Here is a 23,672-nt window from a genome sequence, read left to right as displayed (position 1 = left end):
CGTCTGCACATTGCCAAAAGCTCCTGGCCTGCCAGTGAGTGCTTAAGCGAAAAGCTTTCTCAAGCCAAAATACAGAACATGAAAAAGCAGAAGTAAAGTAACGAAAATTTGCCGCCGTCACTGTGCCTCTGCTTTTTTACTATCTTGATGCGGAATGTTTTGATTCTAAAAACTTTCTGCGTACACCAGCGTGGCAAAAGGCTGTTTCCTGCCAGCGTGTAAAATATGATATGAAGTGTTTTAAAAAACTATGGCTGTTCAAGAAAGTATGGCAATGTGCAAAATGAACAATTCCCAAGAAGGCACTTTTACGTGCCCTTCGGGGAATTCGTTCATTTGCACATGCAATACTGTTCATTTGCAAACAGTATTTTAAAATGTGCGGCATTTCCATTCCTTACATCTGCCAGGAAACCAACGGTAAATTTTTATTCCGGTAAAAACAGTTTTGTGGAGTCGTTTCCGTCAGAAGCGGAATTATTGCTGCCATCACTGCTGCTTCCGTCTGAACTTGTCTCAGAGGAAGTTTCGCTCTCGGAAGAAGTCTCGCTTTCAGAGGAAGCGGTTGTATTTCCATCTGAGCCGGATGTGCTGTTTGAATCCGTGGTATTTGCGGAGTCAGATGTACTGTTTGCATCGGAATTATCTCCGGAAATGCTGTTTCCGATCTGATTGCTCAGTTCTTTGACTTTTTCTTCGATTCTGGTCTTCTCACTGTCTTCGGCCGGTGTCGGCTGATAGTTGTTGAATGTGCTGTCGGAAGAAATCGTGCAAGGAATGATGGAATTCGTTGTTTGGGTCAGCTCTTTGCCTGCACTGAAAGTAAAGGTCGGCTGGAAAATAACGGTATCCATGTCGTCCGGGTACATATTTACACCATCGCAGAAGCTTCCCAGGCTGTAGAAGATCGTTCTTCCATTATAAACTTCCATACCCTGCAGAACGTGAGGATTATGTCCGACTACCAGATCTGCCCCTGCATCAATCGCTGCGTGTGCCAGTGTTGTCTGGTCGCTGTCTGGTGTTGTCTCGCCGTTCGCTCCCCAGTGGAAATTTACGATGATCAGGTTTGCACCCTGTTCTTTTACCGCATTGATATCATTTGTCAGCTGTGTCCTGCATTCACTTACCTGTTTGTCAATGGCAGATATACCGACAAGTCCGACCTTGATGCCTTTGATCTCAAGAACAGAGGTATCGTCGTTGCCAAAAGTCGTGATCCCTGCATCTTTCAGAGTGGTCTGTGTTTCGGTCAGACCGGCGGTTCCGTAATCTTCGGTGTGATCGTTGGCAAGGTTGACAGCCTCGATCGAACTGTTAGAGAGTGCGGAAACATAGGAAGGATCTCCTTTATAAACATCGCTCTTGCTGGCTGAATTCTCAGCGGTTGTCAGTGCACCTTCCAGGTTGATAATGGAAAGATCATCCCCTTCCAGGTAAGATTTCACATTCTGGAAGAAATAATCAATACCATATACGGACTGATAAGCATCAAAATTGTTGTACTGGTCAGAATCCGGAGCAGAGCCAAGAGTGCAGTCACCCATCAGGCTGATCGTGATGCTTGTCTCAGCAGCAAGTGTTTCTTTCGGTGTGGCAGACTCGGTTCCGGTCTCGGACTGAGCTTCGGTTGATAACGTTTCTTTTTCTGCTTTTTTGTGTTCACTGACTGGCGGTATTTTATCAAAAGCCAGCAGTAAAAAAATCAGGGCGGCACAGGCGAAAACACCGAAAAAAGCGATGTTTAGGTACAGCTGCTGCTGTTTGTTACTGCCCCTGTCAGCATTGTGGTTTAATTTGTTTTTATCCATGACTTTGCCCCTTCTGAAAACTTAGTAACTCCCATGGCTGGTTGCTCTATGGTGATTATAGAGGAAAAACAAGAAAAAGTAAACCGTGAAAAAAGAGTGAAAGCAGTTCTTTTTACAAAAGAGCAGAGATTCTTCTTTGATGCCATGAAAAAAGTAATGGGAGTTAAAACAGGAAGGCAGTAGAAAATATATAGGTGTCTTGACACGTGCAAAGACCAGTAGTATAATGTCGCTCATGGCAAAACAAATCCGTGACAGGAAAGAGGTATAAGAAAATGAATGAATATTATGATGCCATTATTGTAGGTACCGGAGCGGCAGGTCTTTACTGTGCCCTGAATCTTCCAAAAAGAAAAAAAATTCTGATGCTTACAAAGCAGGGGGCGGATCTGTCAGATTCGTTTCTGGCACAGGGCGGTATCTGCATGCTGCGTGGTGAAGATGATTATGAGGACTATTTTGAAGACACCATGCGTGCAGGGCATTATGAAAATAATAAAAGAGCGGTCAATCTGATGATCCGAAGTTCCAACGATATCATCCGTGATCTGCTGTGGAGAAATGTAGATTTTGTGCGTGCAGAGGATGGCGAGCTTGCATTTACAAGAGAAGGTGCACACTCCAGACCAAGAATCCTCTTCCATGAGGACATTACCGGAAAAGAGATTACGCAGACGCTTCTGGATCAGGTAAAGACAAAAGAAAATATTGAAATCTGTGAGTATATGACAATGGTAGATATCATATCGAAAGACAATATCTGCGGCGGTGTGATTGCAATGGATGCAAAAAATAATGTTTATCCGATCCGTTCCCAGTTTGTTGTGCTGGCGTGCGGTGGTATCGGGGGTCTTTTCCAGAATTCTACCAACTATCCGCATATTGCCGGAGACGGACTTGGTATTGCAATGAAACATCAGGTGAAATTAGAGCATCTGGATTACATACAGATCCATCCGACAACTTTATTTTCACATAAACCGGGAAGACGTTTCCTGATTTCAGAATCTGTCCGTGGCGAAGGTGCACTTCTTTATGACAAAAACGGTCAGCGTTTTACGAATGAACTGCAGCCAAGGGATCTGCTCAGTCAGGCGATTTTTGAGCAGATGGAAAAGGACGGTACTGATTTTGTATGGGAAGATATGCGTCCGCTGGGTGAAAAAACGATCATGCAGCATTTCCCGAACATTTATCAGCACTGTATTGAGGAAGGATTTGATCCGAGAAAAGAGCCGATTCCGGTTGTTCCGGCACAGCACTATTTTATGGGAGGTATCCAGGCAGATTTGAGCAGCCGGACTTCCATGCGTGGACTCTATGCCTGCGGTGAGACAAGCTGCAATGGTGTCCATGGAAAGAACCGTCTGGCAAGCAATTCGCTTCTGGAATCTCTGGTCTTTGCAAGACGGGCAGCAGATGATATGATATTTGGAGAAGCACCGGAGATGTGCAGACCGGACCGACTGGATCTGAATCAATATGAAGACCAGAATGTAATTTTGGAAGGGTATCATAAACAAGTGCTGAATGAGATAGAGAGGATGAAAAAAGCAAATGAATAGTATAACTATGAAAATGCAGGCGGATCAGCTGATCCGTATGGCACTGCAGGAAGATATCACAAGTGAAGACGTTTCTACAAATGCAGTTATGCCGACCGAGGTAAAAGGAACGGTAGATCTGATCGCAAAAGAAGACGGAATTATCGCCGGACTGGATGTCTATGCAAGAGTTTTTCAGATGTTGGATGAGAAAACGGAAATTGATTTTAAATGCAAAGACGGTGATGAGGTAAAAAAAGGTGAGCTGATGGCAACGCTTACCGGAGACATCCGTGTACTGTTATCCGGAGAACGTGTGGCACTGAATTATCTGCAGAGAATGAGCGGAATTGCCACTTATACAAGACAGGTCGCAAAACTTCTGGAAGGAAGCAAAGTAACACTTCTGGATACCAGAAAAACGACGCCAAACTGCCGTGTATTTGAAAAATATGCAGTGCGTGTGGGCGGAGGATGCAACCACAGATACAACTTATCAGACGGTGTACTTCTGAAAGATAATCACATCGGTGCAGCCGGAAGCATCACAAAAGCAATCACAATGGCAAAAGAATATGCTCCGTTTGTACGCAAAATCGAGATTGAAGTAGAAACCCTGGAGCAGGTAAAAGAAGCGGTGGAGGCCGGAGCAGATATTATCATGCTCGACAACATGACACCGGAAGTGATGAAACAGGCTGTGGAACTGATCGATGGAAGAGCACAGACGGAATGCTCCGGAAACATTACAAAAGAAAATATTGCACGCATCCGTGAAATCGGAGTTGATTTCGTATCCAGCGGAGCGTTGACACACTCTGCTCCGATTCTGGACATTTCCATGAAGAACCTTCATGCAGTCTGAAAGGAGTTGGGACTATGAATACTGCGGAAAGACGAAATGAAATTTTAAACTTTCTTCAGAATGCAGATGAACCGGTTGCTGCAAGAAAACTGGCGAGCCAGTTTGGAGTCAGCCGCCAGGTGATCGTGCAGGATATGGCAGTGATTCGTGCAGCGACTCCGGGAATTTTATCAACAACAAGAGGATATGTGATACAGCAGGACAGCAGCTGCGTCCGTGAATTTAAAGTTCGTCATGAATCGGATCAGACAGCAGAAGAAATGAATCTGATCGTGGACTGTGGCGGCAGGATCTGCAATATCAGTATCAGCCACAGAGTCTATGGAAGAGTCAGTGCAGAAATGGATATCAGGTCAAGACAGGATGTAAATGAATTTATTACCGCATTGAACAACAGTAATTCCAGTGCACTGAGTAATGCAACATCCGGTTATCACTATCATCTGGTTGAAGCAGCAAGCGAAGAGAGACTGGATCTGATCGAAGAACAACTGAAAAAAGCAGGACTCCTGGCACCGCTTCAGCCATGGGAGCAGAATACAAAACAGGAAGGAAACGAAGAATGACAATAGCAGAAATTCAGCAGGAGATCCTGCGTATGAAAAAAGAACAGGATGTATGTATTCTGGCTCATGCTTATCAAGGTCAGGAAATTCTGGAAGTAGCAGATTATATGGGAGATTCTTACGGACTGAGCGTACAGGCATCCAAAAGCAAATGCAGCGGCGTGATCATGTGCGGTGTGCGTTTTATGGCCGAGACCTGTAAAATTTTAAGCCCGGATAAAAAAGTATGGTTGCCAAACCCTGCAGCCGGATGCCCGATGGCAGAACAGCTTGATCTGGAAGGTCTTCGCACCCTAAAAGCAGAATATCCGGACTATACGGTTGTGGCGTATATCAATACAACATCAGAACTCAAGACAGAATGTGATGTATGCGTGACTTCTTCTTCAGCAGTGGAAATCTGCAGTCATCTGGAAAACGACAAAATCCTGTTTATTCCAGATCCGAACCTGGGACGCTATGTAGCGGAACAGCTTCCGGAAAAAACCTTTGCTTTTTATAAAGGTGGCTGCCCGCGTCATATCGTAGTCAGTGCAAAAGATGTCGAAAAAGCAAGGGCAGATCACCCGGATGCACTGCTTCTGGTCCATCCGGAATGCCGTCAGGAAGTTGTCGAAAAAGCAGATTATGTCGGATCTACCACAGGGATCATGGATTTTGCAAAGAAATCCGATAAAGAAGAATTTATCATCGGAACAGAGAACAGCATTGTAGAACACCTTCAGTTTGCCTGTCCGGATAAAAAATTCTATCCGCTGGCAGTTCCGCTCACCTGCATGAACATGAAGATCACAACACTTATGGATGTCTATAACTGCCTGAAAGGAAGAGGCGGCGAAGAGATCCACCTTCCGCAGAACGTGCTCGAAGGAGCAGGAAGATGTATCAACCGCATGGTAGAGCTTGGTGGCTGATGGGGTAAAATCCGAAGTAAAACTTGACAAAACAGCGGATTCACGATATAGTAACTTAGACCACGCAGCCGGGGAGATAGCGGTGCCCTGTACCTGCAATCCGCTACAGCAGGGGTGATACCAATCCGAGGGTTTTTAGCTGCAAAGCTGCCTTCTATAAGTGGTGATGACGTTTGGGTCTCGTGCAACAGAAATCTGTGAACCGTGTCAGGGCAGGAATGCAGCAGCACTAAGCAGAACCTTTTGTGTGACGCGAGGGTGCCTGGATTGAGCTAACTGTGGGAGTAACGTTTGTGGCGGAAGTTCAAAGTGCGGTGCGTGGTAAAAAAATGCAAGCAAATAAAATAAGAAAAAATTCATGATTATATAAAAAAGACATACAAAACAGAAAAATCCTGCGATGTATGTCTTTTTATTATGCCAACACCTGATCGGCTGATAAAATTGCAAAGCCTCACATACGTTCGGTCTGGATACGACCCGGGTAAGAGAAAATTTAGCGGATTGCGTTTACAAGTGCCTTAATATAAGAAGGATCTGTTCCGCAGCATCCGCCGACCATGGAGGCACCAAGGTCAACAAGACGTTTCATGCTTTTGCCGAAATACTCCGGTGTCATATCATAAACAGCAATTCCCTGATCGTTGATCGTCGGCATACCGGCATTTGGTTTGGCGATGACCGGAACAGAGAGACTGCCGGCAAGATTCTGGATAATATTTTCGAGCTGATCAGGGCCTGTAGAACAATTGATACCGACCGCATCTGCACCCATCTCTTCGAGCATCGGTGCTGTCTCGAAAATATTTCCGCCAAAGAAAAGACTGCCGTCAGCCTGCATGGTCAGAGAACAGAGAATCGGAAGGTCGCAGACAGCATGTGCGGCATCGATCACTGCCATGGTTTCGTCTGCACCGATCATCGTCTCAGCGATCAGCAGATCCACGCCTGCATCCACCAGAGCGGTGATCTGTTCCTCATAGGCAGAAAGAAGCTCATCGTATTCTGCATCCATTTTGCTGGTCGTGGTGATATCTCCGGCGATCAGAGCCTTTCCTTGTACGGCTTCTTTTGAGAGAGCAACAAGGGCGTGGTTATAATGATCTACCTGATCAGAAAGACCGTGATTTGCCAGAGAGATGCGGTTTGCAGCGAAAGTAGGAGCATAGATGATCTGAGATCCTGCTTCTGCATAGGCTCTCTGAAGCTGGATGATCGTATCCGGATGTTCCAGAACCCATTTTTCGGTACATACACCTTTTGGCATACCGGCTTTCATGAGATTAGAGCCGGTCGCACCGTCCAGAATTACAGGTCCATGTTCAAAAAGTTTCTTAAAATCCTGTTTCTGCATAGATTTTCCTCCATTATACAAGAAAAAGCACTGTGAATAGAACGAGCCGTACAGTACTTTTTTGTATAAACTTATATTAATTTGAATAGTTAGCGGAGACGGAGGGATTTGAACCCTCGTGCCCCGGAGGACAACCTGATTTCGAGTCAGGCGCGTTACGGCCACTTCGCTACGTCTCCATGCGAATACGCATTTCATTATAAATGCAGCGGAAAAAATAGTCAAGCCGGAAAAAGAACAGAGAATGTATTTTTGTATGAAAAAAGTGCATAAACTGTAATAAATAAAAGCACAATGGTGAAAACTATAATATGAATAATCTCTGGATAGGAATGATACTGCTTGGGATCGTCTATGGGGCAGTCACGGGAAATATGCAGGCAGTGACAGATGCGGCATTTGCATCGGCAAAAGATGCCGTGACGCTGTGCATCACCATGACCGGAATGATGGCACTCTGGGTTGGCGTGATGGAAATAGCCAGAGGAGCCGGGCTGATCAGAAAATGGTCCGAAAAATTAAAGCCGTTTATCCATTTTCTTTTCCCGGGGATTCCAAAAGGACATAAGGTACAGGAATATATCGCGGCAAATATGATCGCAAATATTCTCGGGCTTGGATCAGCGGCAACGCCGGCGGGATTAAAAGCGATGGAAGAACTGGCAGAAATAAAAAAAGAAAAAGGTCTGCCCGAAGAAGTCGCAAGCAATGAGATGTGTACCTTCCTGATCTTAAATATTTCTTCCCTTCAGCTGATACCGGTCAGCGTGATCGCCTATCGCAGTCAGTACGGAAGCAGCAATCCCTCTGCCATCACCGGAGCGGCTATCGCAGCAACGCTGGTAAGCACGGCAACGGCGGTTATTTTCTGCAAAATAAAAGAAAAAATGACAAAAGATACTTTTTGACAGTGTTATCCTGTAATAACAATCTTGAAAAAACAGGATGATTATAATATACTTAGAACCAAGGGTTAAAAGGAAAGCAGATAACTGCACTTCAGAAAACAACGGAGATAGCATATGAAGAAAAGAAATTTTCTCTCATGTCTTCTTATCATCGCCGTAGTACTTGCAACCATTTCTCCGACTGTTCTGTTTGCGGCAGAAGATATTGCCCAGGATGAACAGGTGTATGATGAGACGTACACAGAAGAGACGGAGGAATATGTAGAAGAAACTCCAGAGGCATATGATTGGACGATAGAGACAAATGAATTGAAAAAATGGCCCCAGGGTCCCCGGGTAGAAGCAGAAGGTGCAACTGTCATGGATCTGGATACAGGGGCATTTCTTTACAGCAAAAACGCAGAAGCAAAACTGTATCCGGCGAGCATCACCAAGATCATGACGATGCTGGTCGCCCTGGAACACATCAGTGACAGTGACCTGGATACAAAAGTGAAAGCATCTGAGAGTGCACTTGCTCCGATCGATTCGGACAGCAGCCAGATCTGGCTGTCCGTCGGGGAGAAAATCACAGTCCGTTCTGCCCTGTATGCGATCATGCTGGCATCTGCAAACGATGCGGCAAATGTGATCGCAGAGTACGTCGGCGGATCGATGGACAATTTTGTGAAGATGATGAATGACAAGGCAAAAGAGCTTGGCTGCGTCAACACCCACTTTGTCAATCCGCATGGTCTGCACAACAAAAAACATTATACCTGTGCCCACGATATGGCACTGATTGCTCAGGCAGCCTTTCAGATTCCGCTGTTCCGGAAAATAACAAAAACAGTCGAATACAAAATCCCGAAAACAAAATATATGAAAGAAGACCGCTGGCTGGTAAATCACCAGAAAATGCTCTATGAAGACGGTGAGTTTACTTACAAAAACTGCGAGGGCGGCAAGACGGGATTTACGGACGAAGCGTGGAACACGCTCGTTACTTATGCAAAGAAAGACGGCAAGACGCTGGTGTGTGTTGAGCTTCGCGTCAATGGTTCCTGGAAAACCTTTAATGAATCTGCGGAACTTTTAGATTACGGGTTCGACAAATTCCGCCACGAAGAGGTCGATGCGGCTCTTGATACGACAACACTCGGACAGCTGGCAGGTATCTGTCATTTCGGCACAGCATCCGTTCTGGATCAGAAAGAAGCCGGTATCCGGGCGGTCGAAGGGAAAAGTACCGTAAGCGTTACGATACCGAAAAAACTAAAAACGGACAAGCTGAAGCGAGGTTTCTGTGACGGAAACAAGATTGTTTACAGTTATCAGGGCTGGGAAGTCGGAGAGGAAACCTTAAAGTTTAACAATCCGGCATTTGAGGTGAAAAAGACAGAAATTTCAGATGCGACACTGCAGGGTCAGACAGACACAAATGGCAGTGAAACAGAGACAGCGGGAAGTACAGAAGCACCGGAAAAAGATGCATCTAGCAGCAAAGGGTTTGAAGAGAAAGTTGATGAATTTATGGATAATATAACATTTGGATTCCTGAATATATGGACATCCTTCAACGGTTGGGTAGATCAGCACGAAATGCTGTCTGCGACGGTAGGGATGATCCTGATCCTGCTTATGATCCCGCTTATCGTCATCGCTTACATGCGTGACAAAAACGATAAGCTGGCAAGGAAAGAACGCGAGCAGGACAAAGAACAGCGCAGAAAGATAGAAGAAAATATAGACAGCAAATCTTTCCAGGAGATCGAGTCAGAGATTCGTTCAGAACTTGAGAAAGAGGAACGCAGAAAGCGAGAAGCCGAAGAAGAAGAGAAGCGATTACGGGAAATGGAAGAGCTGATCGACCGGCAGAAAGCAAAAGAAGCACAGGAAACAAAAGAAACAAAAGAAATAAAACCAACAGAAAAACCCGAAGAAGAGATCCTGCCGGCAGAACAGCCAAAAACAGAGGATCTGAAAAAAGAAGAGGAGGATTAAAAAGAGTATGAACTGGGTAGCACCGATCAAGGATGATACAACACTTGAAAAATTTAAACAGAAATTAAGAGAGGTAGATGACAAGTACTATATTTTATTTGAGATAGGAGTGGGGACCGGTCTGCAGCTTCAGGAGATCCTGAAATTCCGCAACAAAGACATCAGGGATAAAGACAGCATTGAAGCAAGTATCGGAACAAAAAATATCAAACGTACTTTTCAGATTCCGCAGGAACTCAAAGAGATCATCAGCCAGTATACAGAAGGCAAAGATCCGGAGGCTTATCTGATCCTCGGACATTCCGGTTCACCGGCACCGCTTTCCAGAGAACAGGCTTACCGCGTATTTAAAAACGTCGGAAAGAGCATGGGACTGAATGCGATCGGTGCACAGACGATGCGTAAAACCTTTGCATGGAGATATTACAAAGAGACAAACGATATTTACTATATCCAGAATCTTCTGAACCATGCATCACCATCGATCACTTACCGTTATATCGGAGAAAAACCAAACGTAGAAGTTGTTCTGAAAAAGATGACCCCGGAAGAAAATGAGAGAAGCCGTTACATGCTCTACAAAGACAATGCAGGAAAGAACCGTATCCATGCACTGACAGAAGAGCTGATACATATCGAAAGAGAGCTGGATAATCCGACCAATAACGACGCTTTCTACGGCAGAGTAGACTGTCTGCTCGCTGAGCTGGAAGAGCTGATGGATAACTTCAAGAACACAAAATAAAAACAGGAGAAAAAATATGGCAAAGCTCTCCCTTAGGCATGTCAGCAAACGGTATCCAAATGGATTTTGGGCGGTAAAAGATTTTAATCTCGAAATGGAAGACGGAGAGTTTGTGATACTTACCGGTTCTCCGAAATGCGGAAAATCCACCGTTCTTCGTATGATCGCCGGAGCAGAAGATGTGACGGAAGGCATCCTGGAACTGGACGGAAAACCGATCAATGACGTCGAACCAAAAGACCGGGAGATTGCCATGGTTTTTCAGTATTACAGTCTGTATAAAAATATGACCGTTTACGATAATCTTTCGTTTGGAATGAAACTGAAAAAATGTTCCACGGAGCAGATCGAAGCGGCTGTAAAAGAAGCAGCAGATATGCTGGGACTGGAAGAACTGTTAAACCGCAGGCTGAAGATTCTCTCAGAAGGACAGAAAAAGAGGGTGGCTCTTGGCAGGGCGATCATCCGCAAACCCAAACTTTTTCTGTTTGATGAGCCTTTAAATGGTCTGGACGAAAAAGTTCAGGTTCAGATCCGGACAGAAATAGAAAAATTACATGAAAGATACGGCACAACCATACTTTATGCTGCACATGATAAAGATGAAGCAAAGAAGTTTGATGCCGAAAACAATCGCATCTTGCTTTTTTAGCCGGATGCGATTATACTTTACCTATGCGGGCAAAAGACAGAATTCTGCCCGTTTCGTGAATAAGATTTGAATTTTCAGGAGGTAGAACATGGTCAAGTTATATGACGGCGGGGTTTATCTGGTAAACGGCACCGAGATCGTGGAAGATAACCATGATGCAGAAGCAATACTGAAACAAAAAATGGGCGATGGTGTTCCTTCAAAAGCAGAGGCTGCGAAGAATACAATCGCTTATAATATATTACAGGAACACAACACATCCGGTAATATGGATAAATTAAAGATTAAGTTCGACAAACTGACATCTCACGATATCACGTTTGTAGGAATCATTCAGACAGCAAGAGCGTCAGGACTGGAGAAATTCCCGATCCCTTATGTACTGACAAACTGCCATAACAGCCTCTGTGCAGTAGGCGGAACGATCAACGAGGATGACCATATGTTCGGACTTACCTGTGCGAAAAAATACGGTGGAATCTATGTACCGCCTCATCAGGCAGTTATCCATCAGTTCGCAAGAGAAATGCTGGCAGGCGGCGGAAAGATGATCCTCGGATCAGACTCCCACACACGTTACGGTGCACTGGGAACCATGGCGATGGGCGAAGGCGGACCGGAGCTTGTAAAACAGCTGCTCTCTAAAACTTACGATATCAATATGCCGGGTGTGGTAGCGATTTATCTGGACGGTGAGCCGATGAAAGGTGTCGGTCCTCAGGACGTTGCTCTGGCGATCATCGGAGCTGTCTTTGAAAATGGCTATGTAAAGAATAAAGTCATGGAATTTGTCGGACCGGGCGTAGAGAAACTGAGTGCAGATTTTCGTATCGGTGTGGATGTTATGACAACCGAAACGACCTGCCTGTCCTCCATCTGGAGAACCGATGATGACAAGATCAGAGATTTCTATGATATCCATGGCAGAAGTGAAGATTATAAAGCACTGAATCCGGGTGCAGTTACATACTATGACGGCATGGTTTATGTAAACTTAAGCGAGATACGTCCGATGATTGCGATGCCGTTCCATCCAAGCAACACCTACACCATCGACGAGCTGAATGCAAACCTGATGGATATTCTGGACGATGTAGAGAAAAAAGCAAAAGTCAGCCTTGGCGGAGCAGTAGAATATTCTCTGAAAGATAAAGTACATAACGGCAAACTCTATGTAGAGCAGGGAATCATCGCAGGATGTGCAGGCGGCGGATTTGAAAACATCTGTGCGGCAGCCGATATCCTGAAAGGTTCCAACATCGGAGCAGATGCCTTTACGTTAAGCGTATACCCGGCAAGTACTCCTATCTATGTAGAATTGGCAAGAAACGGCAGACTGGCAGATCTGATGGCAGCAGGTGCGATCGTGAAGACAGCATTCTGCGGACCATGTTTCGGAGCAGGTGATACACCGGCAAACAATGCCCTGAGTATCCGTCACTCTACACGTAACTTCCCGAACCGTGAAGGAAGCAAACTGCAGAATGGCCAGATTTCTTCCGTAGCACTGATGGATGCACGTTCCATCGCAGCTACTGCAGCAAACAAAGGATACCTGACTGCGGCTACCGATGTGGACGTAGATTTCAGCAATCCAAAATATTACTTCGACAGTTCTATTTACGCAAACCGTGTATTTGACAGCAAGGGCGTGGCAGATCCGGATCAGGAGATCCAGTTTGGTCCGAACATCAAAGACTGGCCGGAAATGGCACCGCTGGCAGAAAATATGGTATTGAAAGTCGTATCCGAGATCCACGATCCGGTTACTACAACCGACGAGCTGATTCCATCCGGAGAGACATCTTCCTATCGTTCCAACCCGCTTGGACTGGCAGAATTTGCACTCTCCAGAAAAGATCCGGCATATGTAGGACGTGCAAAAGAAATACAGAAAGCAGAAAAAGCCCGCGAAGCCGGAAACTGTCCATGTGAAGCTTTTGATGAACTCAAACCGGTCTGGGATGAGATCAAAAAAGCATATCCGGATATGAACAGTGAAAATACCTGTATCGGAAGCACGATATTCGCAGTAAAACCGGGAGATGGTTCCGCACGTGAGCAGGCTGCATCCTGTCAGAAAGTACTGGGCGGCTGGGCAAACATCGCAAACGAATATGCGACAAAGAGATACCGCTCCAACCTGATCAACTGGGGTATGCTTCCATTTATCATTGACAAAGGGGAGCTTCCGTTTGCAAACGGCGATTACCTGTTTATCCCGAACGTAAAACAGGCAGTCAAAGACAAAGCAAAAGAAATGAAAGCTTATGTTGTCGGAGATGGATTAAAAGAAATCACCCTGAAAATGGATGAGCTGACGGATGATGAAAGAACGATTATCCTCAAAGGATGTCTGATCAACTACTACAGAGATTCTTCAGAAGAATAAAAAATAAAGAGGTTAAGATTAAAAAGGTGTCATACGAATTCGTACTTCGTACGCTTACCCTGGCATCTAAAATAAAAAGGACGGCAGATTTTAAATTTGCCGTCCTTTTTATGAAAATGATGTTGGGGGCAAAAAATTTTGCATCATTGCAACCTTTTACCGGTGGAGAGCATCTAACCTACAGAAAATGCAGGATACAAAAAAATCCGGCATAGAACCTGGGAGGTGATAAAACATGAGCAGCGAAGCGTGGCTGATACGGAAAGCCAAAAAAGGCGATACAAAAGCTTACGGAGAATTGATACAGCTTCATAAAGACTATTTTTACCGGAATGCATTCTGCTATGTAAAAAATGTAGATCTGGCGGGAGATGTTTTCCAGGAAGCCGTTACCATCGGGATGCTTTCCATCAAAGATCTGAAAAATCCGAACTATTTCCGCACATGGATGACACGCATTATTTATAACTGTGCAAACGAAATGTTCCGAAAAGCGGAGAAAGAAATCGGAAGCCTGGATGCGGAGATACGGGACAGAGCAGAAGAGAATGGCGGGGCAAGCCGTGAAGAGATCATCGATCTGCACAATGCAGTTGAGTCTCTGGAAGAGCCGTATCGAACTATCATAAAACAGAAATATTTTGAAGATAAGAAAATTTCCGAAATTGCAGCTTATACGGGAAGAGCAGAAGGGACTGTTAAATCAGATCTTTCCAGAGCAAAAAGAAAATTAAAACTGATCTTAGAAGAAGGGTAGGGGTTCGTAATGATGAATAGAGAGAAACAGAAAAAAGAACAGAAAACATTTGAATATATCGAAAATCCGGAACAGATCGAAGGCTTTGATAAGATTCCGGTGCCGGAAGATCTGGATCAGCGGGTCCGGGCAGGCATTGAAGAGGGGAAAAAGAGACGGAAGAAAATAGCGTTTCGAAAAACGGCAAAAGTTGGAATGGGAATGGCAGCTGCGGTGGCACTGGCATCGGTGTTATGTATTTCCAATCCATCTTTTGCAGCAAAAATGCCACTGATCGGTCACATTTTTGAACAGGTGGAAAACAACACCAGCGTAAAAGGAGATTTCAGTCAGGTTGCAGAAACTCTGACACAGTCCACAGAAAACACAGCAGATCAGAAAGCGGACAAAACAGTAAAAAATGCAGACAGCAAAAATGGCAATACAGGAATTGATGATGATTCGGAAGTCCCGGCAGATGGAGCCTATACAAAGACATCCAATGGCATTACTGTGACATTATCCGAAGTTTACTATAATAAAAATGCCATGTACATTGCTATGAGCCTTTACAGTGAAGAGCCATTTCCAGAAGATATAAAAATCAAAGATCATGTCAAAGACTATATTTTAAACTTTGACCAGGCAGCCATCAGCGGAGAGAATACCTTCAGCTTCATGCCGGATGAAAAAACATTCTTATTTAATTATATGGAAGGAAAATTTGTGGACGATCACACCTTTGCCGGTATGCTGCGAGTAGATTTAAGTTCTCTGGAGACAGAACCGACCGATACCTTTACCTGCCATATGGCACTGGATTCCATTCGCTTTGACAATGTAAACTTCACGGTTGCGGATGAAAAAATTTACGAAGGAAACTGGGACTTTGATCTTAATGTCAAACTGGATACAAAAGATACACAGACCGTGGAAGTAAACGAAGTCAACGATGACGGAGTCGGACTGGAAAAAGTCGTAAAAACCAGATATGAACTGCGAGTATATCCGAAAGACAAAAGCGAGACAGACGGCAAATACTATTTCGCAGAAGTCTTCGATGCAAACGGAGAACGCATGGACTACGCCGGAGATATTACCGACTGCCGCCAGACCTACGGGTATGATACCTCGAAAGTCAATATTTACCTCTGCGATGAAGATGAATATATGAACGAACTGAAAGGATATTACTTCTCCGAAGATTACGAAGAAAAGAAAAAGACGAAAACCTATGAAGAATATATTGCAGAACATGCAGTGTATCATAAAGAAATTACATTTGACAAATAAAAATTGACCGTTGGTTTCCCGGCAGGTGTAAAATGAACAAATTCCCCGAAGGGCACGTAAAAGTGCCTTCTTGGGAATTGTTCATTTTGCACATTGCTGTACGTTTTTGAACGGCCATAGTTTTTAAAAACACTTCATATCATATTTTACACGCTGGCAGGAAACAGCCTTTTGCCACGCTGGTGCACGCAGAAAATTTTTAGAATCAAAACGTTCCGCATCAAGATAGTAAAAAGAGTGGATACTGTTTTTTCATGTTCTGCCTTTTGGCTTGAAAGGCTGTTCCGCTTAAGCGACCCCCGTCAGGCCAGGAGCTTTTGGCAATGTGCAAACGAACGGTATCTTAAAAAATAGTGCGTAAAATAATACAGCCATGATGAATCCGAAAACAAATCGCTCTGACGGTAGCGAGGCTTCCGTCGTGAGGTTTGCGATGTTGCCGCCCCAAAGAGCCGCTGTCTGAGCCTCGAAGAGGCGAGTTTAGGCGGAAGGGCGGCTAACAGGCGAGCGAACCGAACAGGAAACGATGCGTGTCAGGAGATTGTTTTCGAATCATCATGGCGTACTATTTTTACAAAACCATTTTTATGGCGTTCATTTGCACATTAAGAAAATCTCCGCCACAACTTTTTATTGTTGACATCTCTCACAGTACACACTGCTTCTGCCGCCGATCGTGGTGCGGCAAAGGGTGCTGCCGCAAACCGGGCATGGTTCTCCGCTGTGTCCGTAAATTCTAAGAAACGGTGTATTTCGATAATCTTTCCCTTTTGTCTCCAGATAATCTTCCGCAGAAATCGCATTTTTCTCAATAAAATATTCCAGGCGTTCCGGGATCGTAACAGCAAGGCATTTCCATTCTTTGTCTGTTAAGCTGTTTGCCGGGCGGGACGGAAGAATTTTCGCAGCAAATAAAATTTCATCCGAATAGATATTTCCAATTCCGGCGATGATGCTCTGATCGAGCAGGCAGGTCTTGATCGCTTTTTTTCGTGTGCCCAGATATGTCTTTAAATAGTCTGCGGAAAGTTTGGGATCAAATGGTTCGATTCCAAGCTTGGCAATTCCGCTGAACGTATCTTTTTCCTCCTTTTTCAGAAACCAGAAACGACCAAATCGCCGCATGTCAGAAAAGAGCAGTTTCTGTCCCTGATCAAAGTGAAAGATCAGGTGTGTGTACTTTTCTTCCAGGTAGTTTTTTGGTGTGAACAGAAGGCCTCCGGTCATACGAAGATGCAGGATCACACGGTCACCGCTTTTCATACAGATGATCAGAAATTTTCCGCGGCGTTGTATATGTGAAACCATCTGTCCGGTCAGTCCGAGGCAAAAATCATCCACGGAAGGGTAAGCGACTGCATCTTTGTGATTTACAGTAACTTTTTCAATGGTGCGGTTTTGAAGCTGTGGCTCCAGAACACGGCGTATCGTTTCTACTTCTGGTAATTCCGGCATGTCAGATGTCCTCTCTATCTTCTGATTTTTTATTTAAATTATTATACTGCTTTTCCTTTGAACTTACCATTATAAAAATAAAGAGAATGACATCGACATACCAAATACGAATAACACACTCACTTGCAATATTGCCCAGCACTTGATTGTTCCGCAAATTGACAGGAATTTACTTAAGGTATAGAATGAAAATGATTCATGCAAAAAGCATGAAAAATTTCAAAGGAGAGAAAAAAGGTGGAAGAAAAACAAGAAAATCTCCTGCAAAATACCATGCAGGAAAAAGCAAAGTATTACGGAAACCGGATCTGGCGTGATATGTCAAGCCTTGGAAAATGGCTGATCCTTGCAGTTGTGACCGGCTGTATTGTCGGTGCTGCGAGCAGTTTGTTTTCCTATGTTTTGAAAACCGTGACCAATGTCCGGGAAGAGCACTTATGGATCTTTTATCTGCTTCCGGTGTCCGGTCTGATCATCGTATTTTTGTATCAGAAATTCGGAAAAGATGACGGAGGTCCGAATCAGGTGTTTATGACGATCCGTTCCAAAGATGATGTACCGCTCAAATCGGCACCGCTTATTTTTATATCAACTGCCCTTACACATCTGACTGGCGGATCAGCCGGACGAGAAGGTGCAGTGATCCAGCTTGGCGGCAGTATCGGAAATCAGCTTGGACGTATGCTGCCACTGGATGAAGAAGACCGTCACGTTATGGTAATGTGCGGTATGAGTGCCGCTTTTGCAGCATTGTTTGGAACACCGATGGCAGCAGCCGTCTTTGCGATGGAGGTAGTCAGTGTTGGTGTTATGTATTATACCGCACTGGTTCCTTGTATTATTGCATCTCTGATCGCGTCTGGATTTGCAGCATCCATGGGCATCAACCCGGAGGCCTTTCATGTGACGAGTATTCCGGCACTTACGATCGAAAGCGGAATCAAAATGGGTATCGTGGCACTTTGCTGTGCCGGACTCAGTATTTTGTTCTGCATGGCACTGAACGGGATTTCCGCTTTTTATGCGAAATATCTGAAAAACGTCTATGTCCGCGTTGTTGTTGCCAGCGTTGCAATTATCGTGATCACAAAGCTTCTCGGAACCACCGACTACATGGGAGCCGGTACCGGACTGATCGCACAGGCGATTGAACACGGAAATGTCAGAACACTGGATTTCTTCTGGAAACTGGTACTTACCGTACTGACCATGCGTGCCGGATTCCGTGGCGGAGAAATCGTGCCGTCGTTCTGTATCGGAGCCACTTTTGGCTGTGTCCTTGGACATATCCTGGGACTTTCCCCATCCATCTGTGCGGCAAGCGGAATGGTAGCACTGTTCTGTGGCGTGACAAACTGCCCGCTGACATCCATTCTGATTGCATTCGAGCTGTTTGGATTTGAAGGGGTTTCATACTATCTGATTGCAGTATCGATCAGTTATGCAGCATCCGGATATTATGGACTGTATAAAGATCAGACGATTGTGTATTCAAAATACAAAGCAAAATATGTGAACCATCATACGAAGATGTAAGAGGTATAAAAAAGCTGGCACTTTAACGAAGCATTATTATTGTAAAGTACCAGCTTTTTATAAAAATAAGATTATTCTGTAAAAGTATAGCGAACAATATATCCCTTGGAATCGCCGGTTGTTATAATAACATCCCCGGAAGTATTTTTGGATACATCCATTACCGGGAAAATTCCATGCTCTTTGACATAAGCTTCCGGGCTTTCTGCCTCTGCTTCGATAATTTCGTTTTGAGCATGTTTGCTTCCGCCGCAAGGATTGATCGTTTCGATGATAATTTCATATTCTTTCATGTTGAATCCCCCATTTCTGTACTCTGAAAATTATAATGTTTCATTCTCCAGACAGTTCTGATACATAGAACGGAGCAAAAATTTTCCGGTTTCTGTTTTAAATATCTTATCGTACATATTTTTGATATTATGTCCGGAAAAATGGCTTTCGTCTGCATTGACCAGATAGTCTGCTTCAATGATGATCTGATAGTCGATGCCATCAATCTGATCGAGCGTATGATGATGACTTACGAGAAAAGAGATTCGATCTGTAAAATCCTGCGGCAGATTTGAATCTTTAAAAAATTCTGCAATCAAAGCAGCACTTTCCTTTTCCTGATTTTTGCCGTTCGTATTTCCATATTTTACCCGACAGAGCGGGCAGGCAATATCGTGAACCAGAGCTGTCATTTCAACCAGTTTCTGAGTGTCCGGATCGAGCTGTTCTCCGTCTGCAATCATCTTTGCATAAGCGTAAACTTTCATGAAGTGATTGATGTCATGAAGATTTCCGTGAGAATAGTCGATCATCTTTTTTGCAGTTTCCAGTACCGTCACAGTGCTCACCTCCGTATGAAAAGATGTTGTGGTCAAAAGGTCTTTTGAACCTGGCATCATAAAATTGTTATAGCACAAAAATCACAGATTCTCAATAAAGCAGATGAAACAAATCAAAAAATGAAACAACAAAATTTGACATTTGATTCTCAATTTGCTATAGTTATATCGGTCAGAAAACAGAATATAACATAAATGAGAGTGAACAGGAGTTCATGAAGGGGTACACCACCGCGGGTGTATTTCTTTGTGAACTCTTTTTTGTTATAGCGATGAGAAAAGGCAGCATGCTTGAACGAGTGTATTTAATGATTGCTAATCATCTGATAAAAATCGTAAATCATGTTTTAGCGTTGTATTCTGGCAATTTAGAAAACTTTGGCAATGTGCAAAATGAACAATTCTCAAGAAGGCACTTTTACGTGCCCTTCGGGGAATTCGTTCATTTGCACATTTCAAAAATGTTCAAAAATATTCGAAGATATCTGAAAATGTTTTAGAAAATTCTTGAAAGGAGGCATCCTATGATCACAATAAACGGAACACAGACAACTCTTTCCACAGACCTCACAGTCGCAGAATATCTGGAGCAGAACAACTACCAGACAAACCGCATCGTTGTGGAATTAAACGAAGAGATTCTTCCGAAATATCTTTATTCGGAAATGAGATTAAAAGACGGCGATAGCATGGAGATCGTTACCTTTGTTGGAGGGGGCTGAAAATGAACGAGAAACTGAAAAAAGAAGAAATCATGGCGGCACTCAACGAACGCCATTCTCCGGAAAAACAGGCATTGCTGTCAGAGGGGCGTGTGGCGATTGCCGGACTTGGCGGGCTTGGTTCCAATGTAGCATATGCACTTGCAAGAATCGGTGTCGGACATCTGCATCTGATTGATTTTGATGTCGTGGATATCACAAACCTGAACCGTCAGCAATATTTTATGGAGCATCTGGGAATGTACAAAACGGATGCCCTGAAATCACTGCTTCTGAAGATTAATCCGTATCTGGATATCCAGACGGACTGTGTAAAAGTGACAGAAGAAAATATTGTGGATTTGCTGGGGGACGATCCGATCATCTGCGAAGCGTTCGATCGGCCGGAAGCAAAAGCGATGCTGGTCAATGGTGTGCTGGAACATTTCCCGGAAAAAAAGCTGGTATCGGCAACCGGAATGGCAGGTTATGGCAGCAGCAACACGATCCGTACGAAACGTCTGATGAAAAACTTTTATCTGTGCGGAGACGGTGTGACAGAGCCGGAGTACGGAAATGGTCTGATGGCACCGCGTGTGGCAATCTGTGCGGCACACGAAGCAAATATGATAACACGTCTGATATTAGGCGAAGAAGAAATCTGACAATGTTAAAAGAAAAAGATGCCATACGAGGGCGTTAATGTTATGTAAAGAAAGGAAAAATCATGAACACAAAAGACGATAAATTTATTCTGGGAGGACACGAGTTTACTTCCCGTTTTATTTTAGGATCCGGAAAATTTTCACTGGATCTTGTAAAAGCCTGTATTGAAAAAGCAGATGCCCAGATCATCACACTGGCTCTGCGCCGTGCAAACGAAGGCGGTCTGGCCAATATTCTGGATTATATTCCGGATGATGTCACACTGCTTCCGAATACTTCCGGGGCAAGAAATGCAAAGGAAGCGGTCCGCATCGCAAGACTGTCAAGAGAACTCGGATGCGGCGATTTCGTGAAAGTTGAAGTGGTACATGATTCAAAATATCTGCTTCCGGACAATTATGAGACGATCAAAGCGACCGAGATTCTGGCAAAAGAAGGATTTGTTGTCATGCCGTACATGTATCCGGATCTGAACGCAGCAAGAGCACTTGCAGATGCCGGTGCAGCCTGCATTATGCCGCTTGGTGCACCGATCGGTTCCAATAAAGGACTTTGCACAAAAGAATTTATCCAGATTCTGATTGACGAGATGGAGCTCCCGATCATTGTAGATGCCGGTATCGGAAGACCGTCCCAGGCATGTGAAGCGATGGAGATGGGAGCAGCTGCGGTAATGGCAAACACGGCGATCGCAACCGCAGGCGATGTTCCGGCGATGGCAGAAGCATTTAAAAAGGCAATCGAAGCCGGAAGAAGTGCATACCTTTCCGGGCTTGGCAGAACGATCGAACGTGGTGCAAGTGCATCTTCTCCGCTGACCGGATTTCTGCAGGATTAGGAGGCAGCCACCATGGAAAACACGCATGTAAATGAAAGTATTTTAAGTGCTGAAATTCTGGAAGACCAGAAAAAAAACCGCATCGACCATATGAAATACCTGAAAGGCATGGAAGATATCGGTTCCGAAGTCCTGGATAAAGTAGTCAGCGAAATGGAAGCTTATGATTATGATAAATATAACGAAGCGGATGTAAGAAGAGCACTGGCACACAGTGAGCGTACTCCGGAGGATTTCAGGGCACTTTTATCACCGGCAGCTTTGCCGCTTCTTGAGGAGATTGCCCAGGCAGCCCAGGTGGAGACGAGAAAGCATTTCGGAAACAGCGTCTATATGTTCACTCCGATCTACATTGCAAACTACTGTGAGAATTATTGTATTTATTGTGGATTCAACTGCCACAATAAGATCAACCGTGCACAGTTAAATGCAGAAGAAATCGAAAAAGAAATGGCAGCGATCGCAAAGACCGGTCTGCAGGAAATTCTGATCCTGACCGGCGAGAGCCGCAGCAAATCTACCGTGGAATATATCGGAGAAGCCTGCAAGATCGCACAGAAATATTTCAAGGTGATCGGTCTTGAGATTTATCCGGTCAATTCTGATGAATACGCTTATCTTCACGAATGTGGAGCAGATTATGTAACAGTATTTCAGGAAACGTACAATTCCGATAAATACGAGACGCTGCATCTGGCAGGACACAAACGCATTTATCCGTACCGTGTCAATGCTCAGGAGCGTGCATTGATGGGCGGCATGCGAGGCGTTGGATTCGGAGCACTGTTAGGTCTGGATGATTTCCGCAAAGATGCATTTGCGACCGGTTATCATGCATGGCTTTTACAGAGAAAATATCCGCATGCAGAAATTGCATTTTCCTGTCCGCGGCTTCGCCCGATCATCAACAACGACCGCATCAATCCGATGGATGTCCATGAACGGCAGCTTCTGCAGGTAGTCTGTGCCTATCGTCTGTTTATGCCGTTTGCGAGCATCACCGTATCGACAAGAGAATGTGCGAGAGTCCGTGACAATCTGGTCGGAATCGCAGCAACCAAGATTTCAGCGGGCGTCAGTACCGGAATCGGCAGCCACGTGGAAGATATCGAGGACAAAGGGGACGATCAATTCGAAATTTCCGACGGCAGATCGGTCGAAGAAGTTTACGATGCATTATTAGCACATGATCTTCAGCCGGTGATGTCGGATTATATCTATGTATAGGGAATATGGTCAGGTTGTGGCAGTTACAAACCGCAGCCTGACAGAGCGTCCTTTTCTGGAACAGATCCGCAGAGTCTGTGAAATGCATCCGGATGCGTTGATCCTGCGGGAAAAAGATCTCTCAGAAAAAGAATATGAAGAACTGGCGAAGAAAGTGATGGCAATCTGTGCAGAATACCAGGTTCCATGTATTTTGCATACATTCTGGAAAGTCGCAGAAAAACTGAAATGTGATACCGTACATCTGCCGCTTCCGATTCTGCGTCAGTTTGTTCTGGAAAAACAAAATCAGAAAAATCAAAAATACCGGGAGTCTCAGAATTTGAGTATACCGGAGAGCCAGAGAGAGATTATCCGGAAAATCGGCACATCCGTCCATTCTACGGAGCAGGCACAGGAAGCACAGGAACTTGGTGCGTCCTACGTGACGGCAGGGCATATTTATGCGACGGACTGCAAAAAAGGACTGCAGCCACGGGGACTTGATTTTTTACGTCAGGTCTGTGCTGCAGTCGATCTTCCGGTGTATGCCATCGGTGGGATTAAATTTGATGAGACTCAGTGGATGAGCCTGAAAGAGTGTGGTGCAGCCGGAGGCTGCATTATGTCAGGGATGATGAAAGCATAATAATCTGCAATTTTTCATTGTAGGT

22 protein-coding genes, 1 tRNA gene, 1 other RNA gene and 1 pseudogene are annotated in these 23,672 nt (G+C 44.6%); 19 read left to right on the top strand and 6 right to left on the bottom strand.

Annotated features, from left to right (window positions below):
* Positions 1 to 428: 428 nt before the first annotated feature.
* Positions 429 to 1,811 carry a CapA family protein gene (locus GPK60_RS07415; protein WP_215659183.1) on the bottom strand — a complete coding sequence of 461 codons (1,383 nt, stop codon included), beginning with the start codon at positions 1,809 to 1,811 and terminating at the stop codon, positions 429 to 431.
* A gap of 48 nt (positions 1,812 to 1,859) precedes the next feature.
* On the opposite strand from GPK60_RS07415, the gene GPK60_RS15515 reads away from it, so the two are divergent.
* The 6 genes from GPK60_RS15515 (at position 1,860) to ffs (ending at position 6,022) form a co-directional block, all read left to right on the top strand.
* A complete protein-coding gene (locus GPK60_RS15515) occupies positions 1,860 to 1,994 on the top strand; it encodes a hypothetical protein (RefSeq protein WP_264297096.1) in 135 nt (44 codons plus the stop codon).
* A gap of 92 nt (positions 1,995 to 2,086) precedes the next feature.
* Positions 2,087 to 3,376, top strand: coding sequence for an L-aspartate oxidase (locus tag GPK60_RS07410; protein WP_022118588.1), 1,290 nt, complete (start codon positions 2,087 to 2,089; stop codon positions 3,374 to 3,376).
* On the top strand, positions 3,369 to 4,220 hold the full coding sequence (nadC, locus tag GPK60_RS07405; RefSeq protein ID WP_147632915.1) for a carboxylating nicotinate-nucleotide diphosphorylase: 852 nt from the start codon (positions 3,369 to 3,371) through the stop codon (positions 4,218 to 4,220). The genes GPK60_RS07410 and nadC overlap by 8 nt, the downstream gene beginning before the upstream one ends.
* A gap of 14 nt (positions 4,221 to 4,234) precedes the next feature.
* On the top strand, positions 4,235 to 4,786 hold the full coding sequence (locus GPK60_RS07400) for a transcription repressor NadR (protein ID WP_022118586.1): 552 nt from the start codon (positions 4,235 to 4,237) through the stop codon (positions 4,784 to 4,786).
* The gene (gene nadA, locus GPK60_RS07395) at positions 4,783 to 5,700 is read left to right on the top strand and encodes a quinolinate synthase NadA (RefSeq protein WP_173866190.1); all 918 of its coding nucleotides are present in this window, start codon (positions 4,783 to 4,785) and stop codon (positions 5,698 to 5,700) included. Before GPK60_RS07400 ends, nadA begins: the two co-directional genes overlap by 4 nt.
* 60 nt (positions 5,701 to 5,760) lie before the next feature.
* Positions 5,761 to 6,022, top strand: an RNA gene (ffs, locus tag GPK60_RS07390) — signal recognition particle sRNA large type.
* Positions 6,023 to 6,196: 174 nt separating this feature from the next.
* Here the strand turns inward: ffs and GPK60_RS07385 are convergent.
* Positions 6,197 to 7,054, bottom strand: a complete 858-nt coding sequence (locus GPK60_RS07385; RefSeq protein ID WP_173866189.1) for a homocysteine S-methyltransferase family protein — start codon at positions 7,052 to 7,054, stop codon at positions 6,197 to 6,199.
* Positions 7,055 to 7,147: 93 nt separating this feature from the next.
* A tRNA-Ser gene (locus GPK60_RS07380) sits at positions 7,148 to 7,233 on the bottom strand.
* 132 nt (positions 7,234 to 7,365) lie between these two features.
* On the opposite strand from GPK60_RS07380, the gene GPK60_RS07375 reads away from it, so the two are divergent.
* The 7 genes and pseudogenes from GPK60_RS07375 to GPK60_RS07345 all read left to right on the top strand — a co-directional run bounded on the left by GPK60_RS07375 (position 7,366) and on the right by GPK60_RS07345 (position 15,763).
* Positions 7,366 to 7,962 carry a nucleoside recognition protein gene (locus tag GPK60_RS07375; protein ID WP_147632911.1) on the top strand — a complete coding sequence of 199 codons (597 nt, stop codon included), beginning with the start codon at positions 7,366 to 7,368 and terminating at the stop codon, positions 7,960 to 7,962.
* Between the two features lie 114 nt (positions 7,963 to 8,076).
* The gene (locus GPK60_RS07370) at positions 8,077 to 9,945 is read left to right on the top strand and encodes a D-alanyl-D-alanine carboxypeptidase family protein (protein ID WP_215659182.1); all 1,869 of its coding nucleotides are present in this window, start codon (positions 8,077 to 8,079) and stop codon (positions 9,943 to 9,945) included.
* Between the two features lie 7 nt (positions 9,946 to 9,952).
* The gene (locus tag GPK60_RS07365) at positions 9,953 to 10,690 is read left to right on the top strand and encodes a tyrosine-type recombinase/integrase (RefSeq protein ID WP_022118231.1); all 738 of its coding nucleotides are present in this window, start codon (positions 9,953 to 9,955) and stop codon (positions 10,688 to 10,690) included.
* A 16-nt stretch (positions 10,691 to 10,706) separates the two neighbouring features.
* A pseudogene (locus GPK60_RS07360) lies at positions 10,707 to 11,300 on the top strand (ATP-binding cassette domain-containing protein); the annotation flags it as partial.
* Between the two features lie 130 nt (positions 11,301 to 11,430).
* Positions 11,431 to 13,734 (top strand): hydratase, encoded by a 2,304-nt coding sequence (locus tag GPK60_RS07355; RefSeq protein WP_215659181.1) that lies wholly within the window; start codon positions 11,431 to 11,433, stop codon positions 13,732 to 13,734.
* A 235-nt stretch (positions 13,735 to 13,969) separates the two neighbouring features.
* Entirely contained in the window at positions 13,970 to 14,491 is a 522-nt protein-coding gene (locus tag GPK60_RS07350) for a sigma-70 family RNA polymerase sigma factor (RefSeq protein ID WP_147632907.1), read from the top strand.
* 9 nt (positions 14,492 to 14,500) lie between these two features.
* Positions 14,501 to 15,763: a DUF4179 domain-containing protein gene (locus GPK60_RS07345; protein ID WP_215659180.1), complete on the top strand. Its 1,263-nt coding sequence runs from the start codon at positions 14,501 to 14,503 to the stop codon at positions 15,761 to 15,763.
* A 630-nt stretch (positions 15,764 to 16,393) separates the two neighbouring features.
* On the opposite strand, the gene mutM is transcribed toward GPK60_RS07345, so the two are convergent.
* On the bottom strand, positions 16,394 to 17,218 hold the full coding sequence (gene mutM / locus GPK60_RS07340; protein WP_215659179.1) for a bifunctional DNA-formamidopyrimidine glycosylase/DNA-(apurinic or apyrimidinic site) lyase: 825 nt from the start codon (positions 17,216 to 17,218) through the stop codon (positions 16,394 to 16,396).
* A 237-nt stretch (positions 17,219 to 17,455) separates the two neighbouring features.
* On the opposite strand from mutM, the gene GPK60_RS07335 reads away from it, so the two are divergent.
* Complete coding sequence (locus GPK60_RS07335; RefSeq protein ID WP_022118413.1) at positions 17,456 to 18,754, top strand: chloride channel protein; 1,299 nt, start codon at positions 17,456 to 17,458, stop codon at positions 18,752 to 18,754.
* Positions 18,755 to 18,825: 71 nt separating this feature from the next.
* Here GPK60_RS07335 and GPK60_RS07330 read toward each other — a convergent pair whose 3' ends face one another.
* Complete coding sequence (locus GPK60_RS07330; protein WP_215659178.1) at positions 18,826 to 19,047, bottom strand: hypothetical protein; 222 nt, start codon at positions 19,045 to 19,047, stop codon at positions 18,826 to 18,828.
* A gap of 30 nt (positions 19,048 to 19,077) precedes the next feature.
* Positions 19,078 to 19,587, bottom strand: coding sequence for an HD domain-containing protein (locus GPK60_RS07325; protein ID WP_147632904.1), 510 nt, complete (start codon positions 19,585 to 19,587; stop codon positions 19,078 to 19,080).
* 524 nt (positions 19,588 to 20,111) lie between these two features.
* Here GPK60_RS07325 and thiS point away from each other — a divergent pair.
* From thiS to GPK60_RS07300, 5 genes are all read left to right on the top strand, one after another.
* A complete protein-coding gene (thiS, locus tag GPK60_RS07320; protein WP_215659177.1) occupies positions 20,112 to 20,309 on the top strand; it encodes a sulfur carrier protein ThiS in 198 nt (65 codons plus the stop codon).
* Positions 20,310 to 20,311: 2 nt separating this feature from the next.
* Positions 20,312 to 20,953 carry a sulfur carrier protein ThiS adenylyltransferase ThiF gene (gene thiF, locus GPK60_RS07315; RefSeq protein WP_215659176.1) on the top strand — a complete coding sequence of 214 codons (642 nt, stop codon included), beginning with the start codon at positions 20,312 to 20,314 and terminating at the stop codon, positions 20,951 to 20,953.
* Positions 20,954 to 21,015: 62 nt separating this feature from the next.
* Positions 21,016 to 21,792: a thiazole synthase gene (locus GPK60_RS07310; RefSeq protein ID WP_147632901.1), complete on the top strand. Its 777-nt coding sequence runs from the start codon at positions 21,016 to 21,018 to the stop codon at positions 21,790 to 21,792.
* A gap of 90 nt (positions 21,793 to 21,882) precedes the next feature.
* Positions 21,883 to 23,019, top strand: coding sequence for a 2-iminoacetate synthase ThiH (gene thiH, locus GPK60_RS07305; RefSeq protein WP_346727733.1), 1,137 nt, complete (start codon positions 21,883 to 21,885; stop codon positions 23,017 to 23,019).
* The gene (locus tag GPK60_RS07300) at positions 23,012 to 23,647 is read left to right on the top strand and encodes a thiamine phosphate synthase (RefSeq protein WP_215659175.1); all 636 of its coding nucleotides are present in this window, start codon (positions 23,012 to 23,014) and stop codon (positions 23,645 to 23,647) included. The genes thiH and GPK60_RS07300 overlap by 8 nt, the downstream gene beginning before the upstream one ends.
* Positions 23,648 to 23,672 lie beyond the last annotated feature (25 nt).

This window comes from Ruminococcus sp. MCC718, assembly GCF_018783905.1.
GTDB lineage: Bacteria > Bacillota > Clostridia > Lachnospirales > Lachnospiraceae > Hominisplanchenecus > Hominisplanchenecus faecis.
Note: the sequence above shows the minus strand (reverse complement) of the source record. Positions and strands in the feature narration are given on the sequence as shown.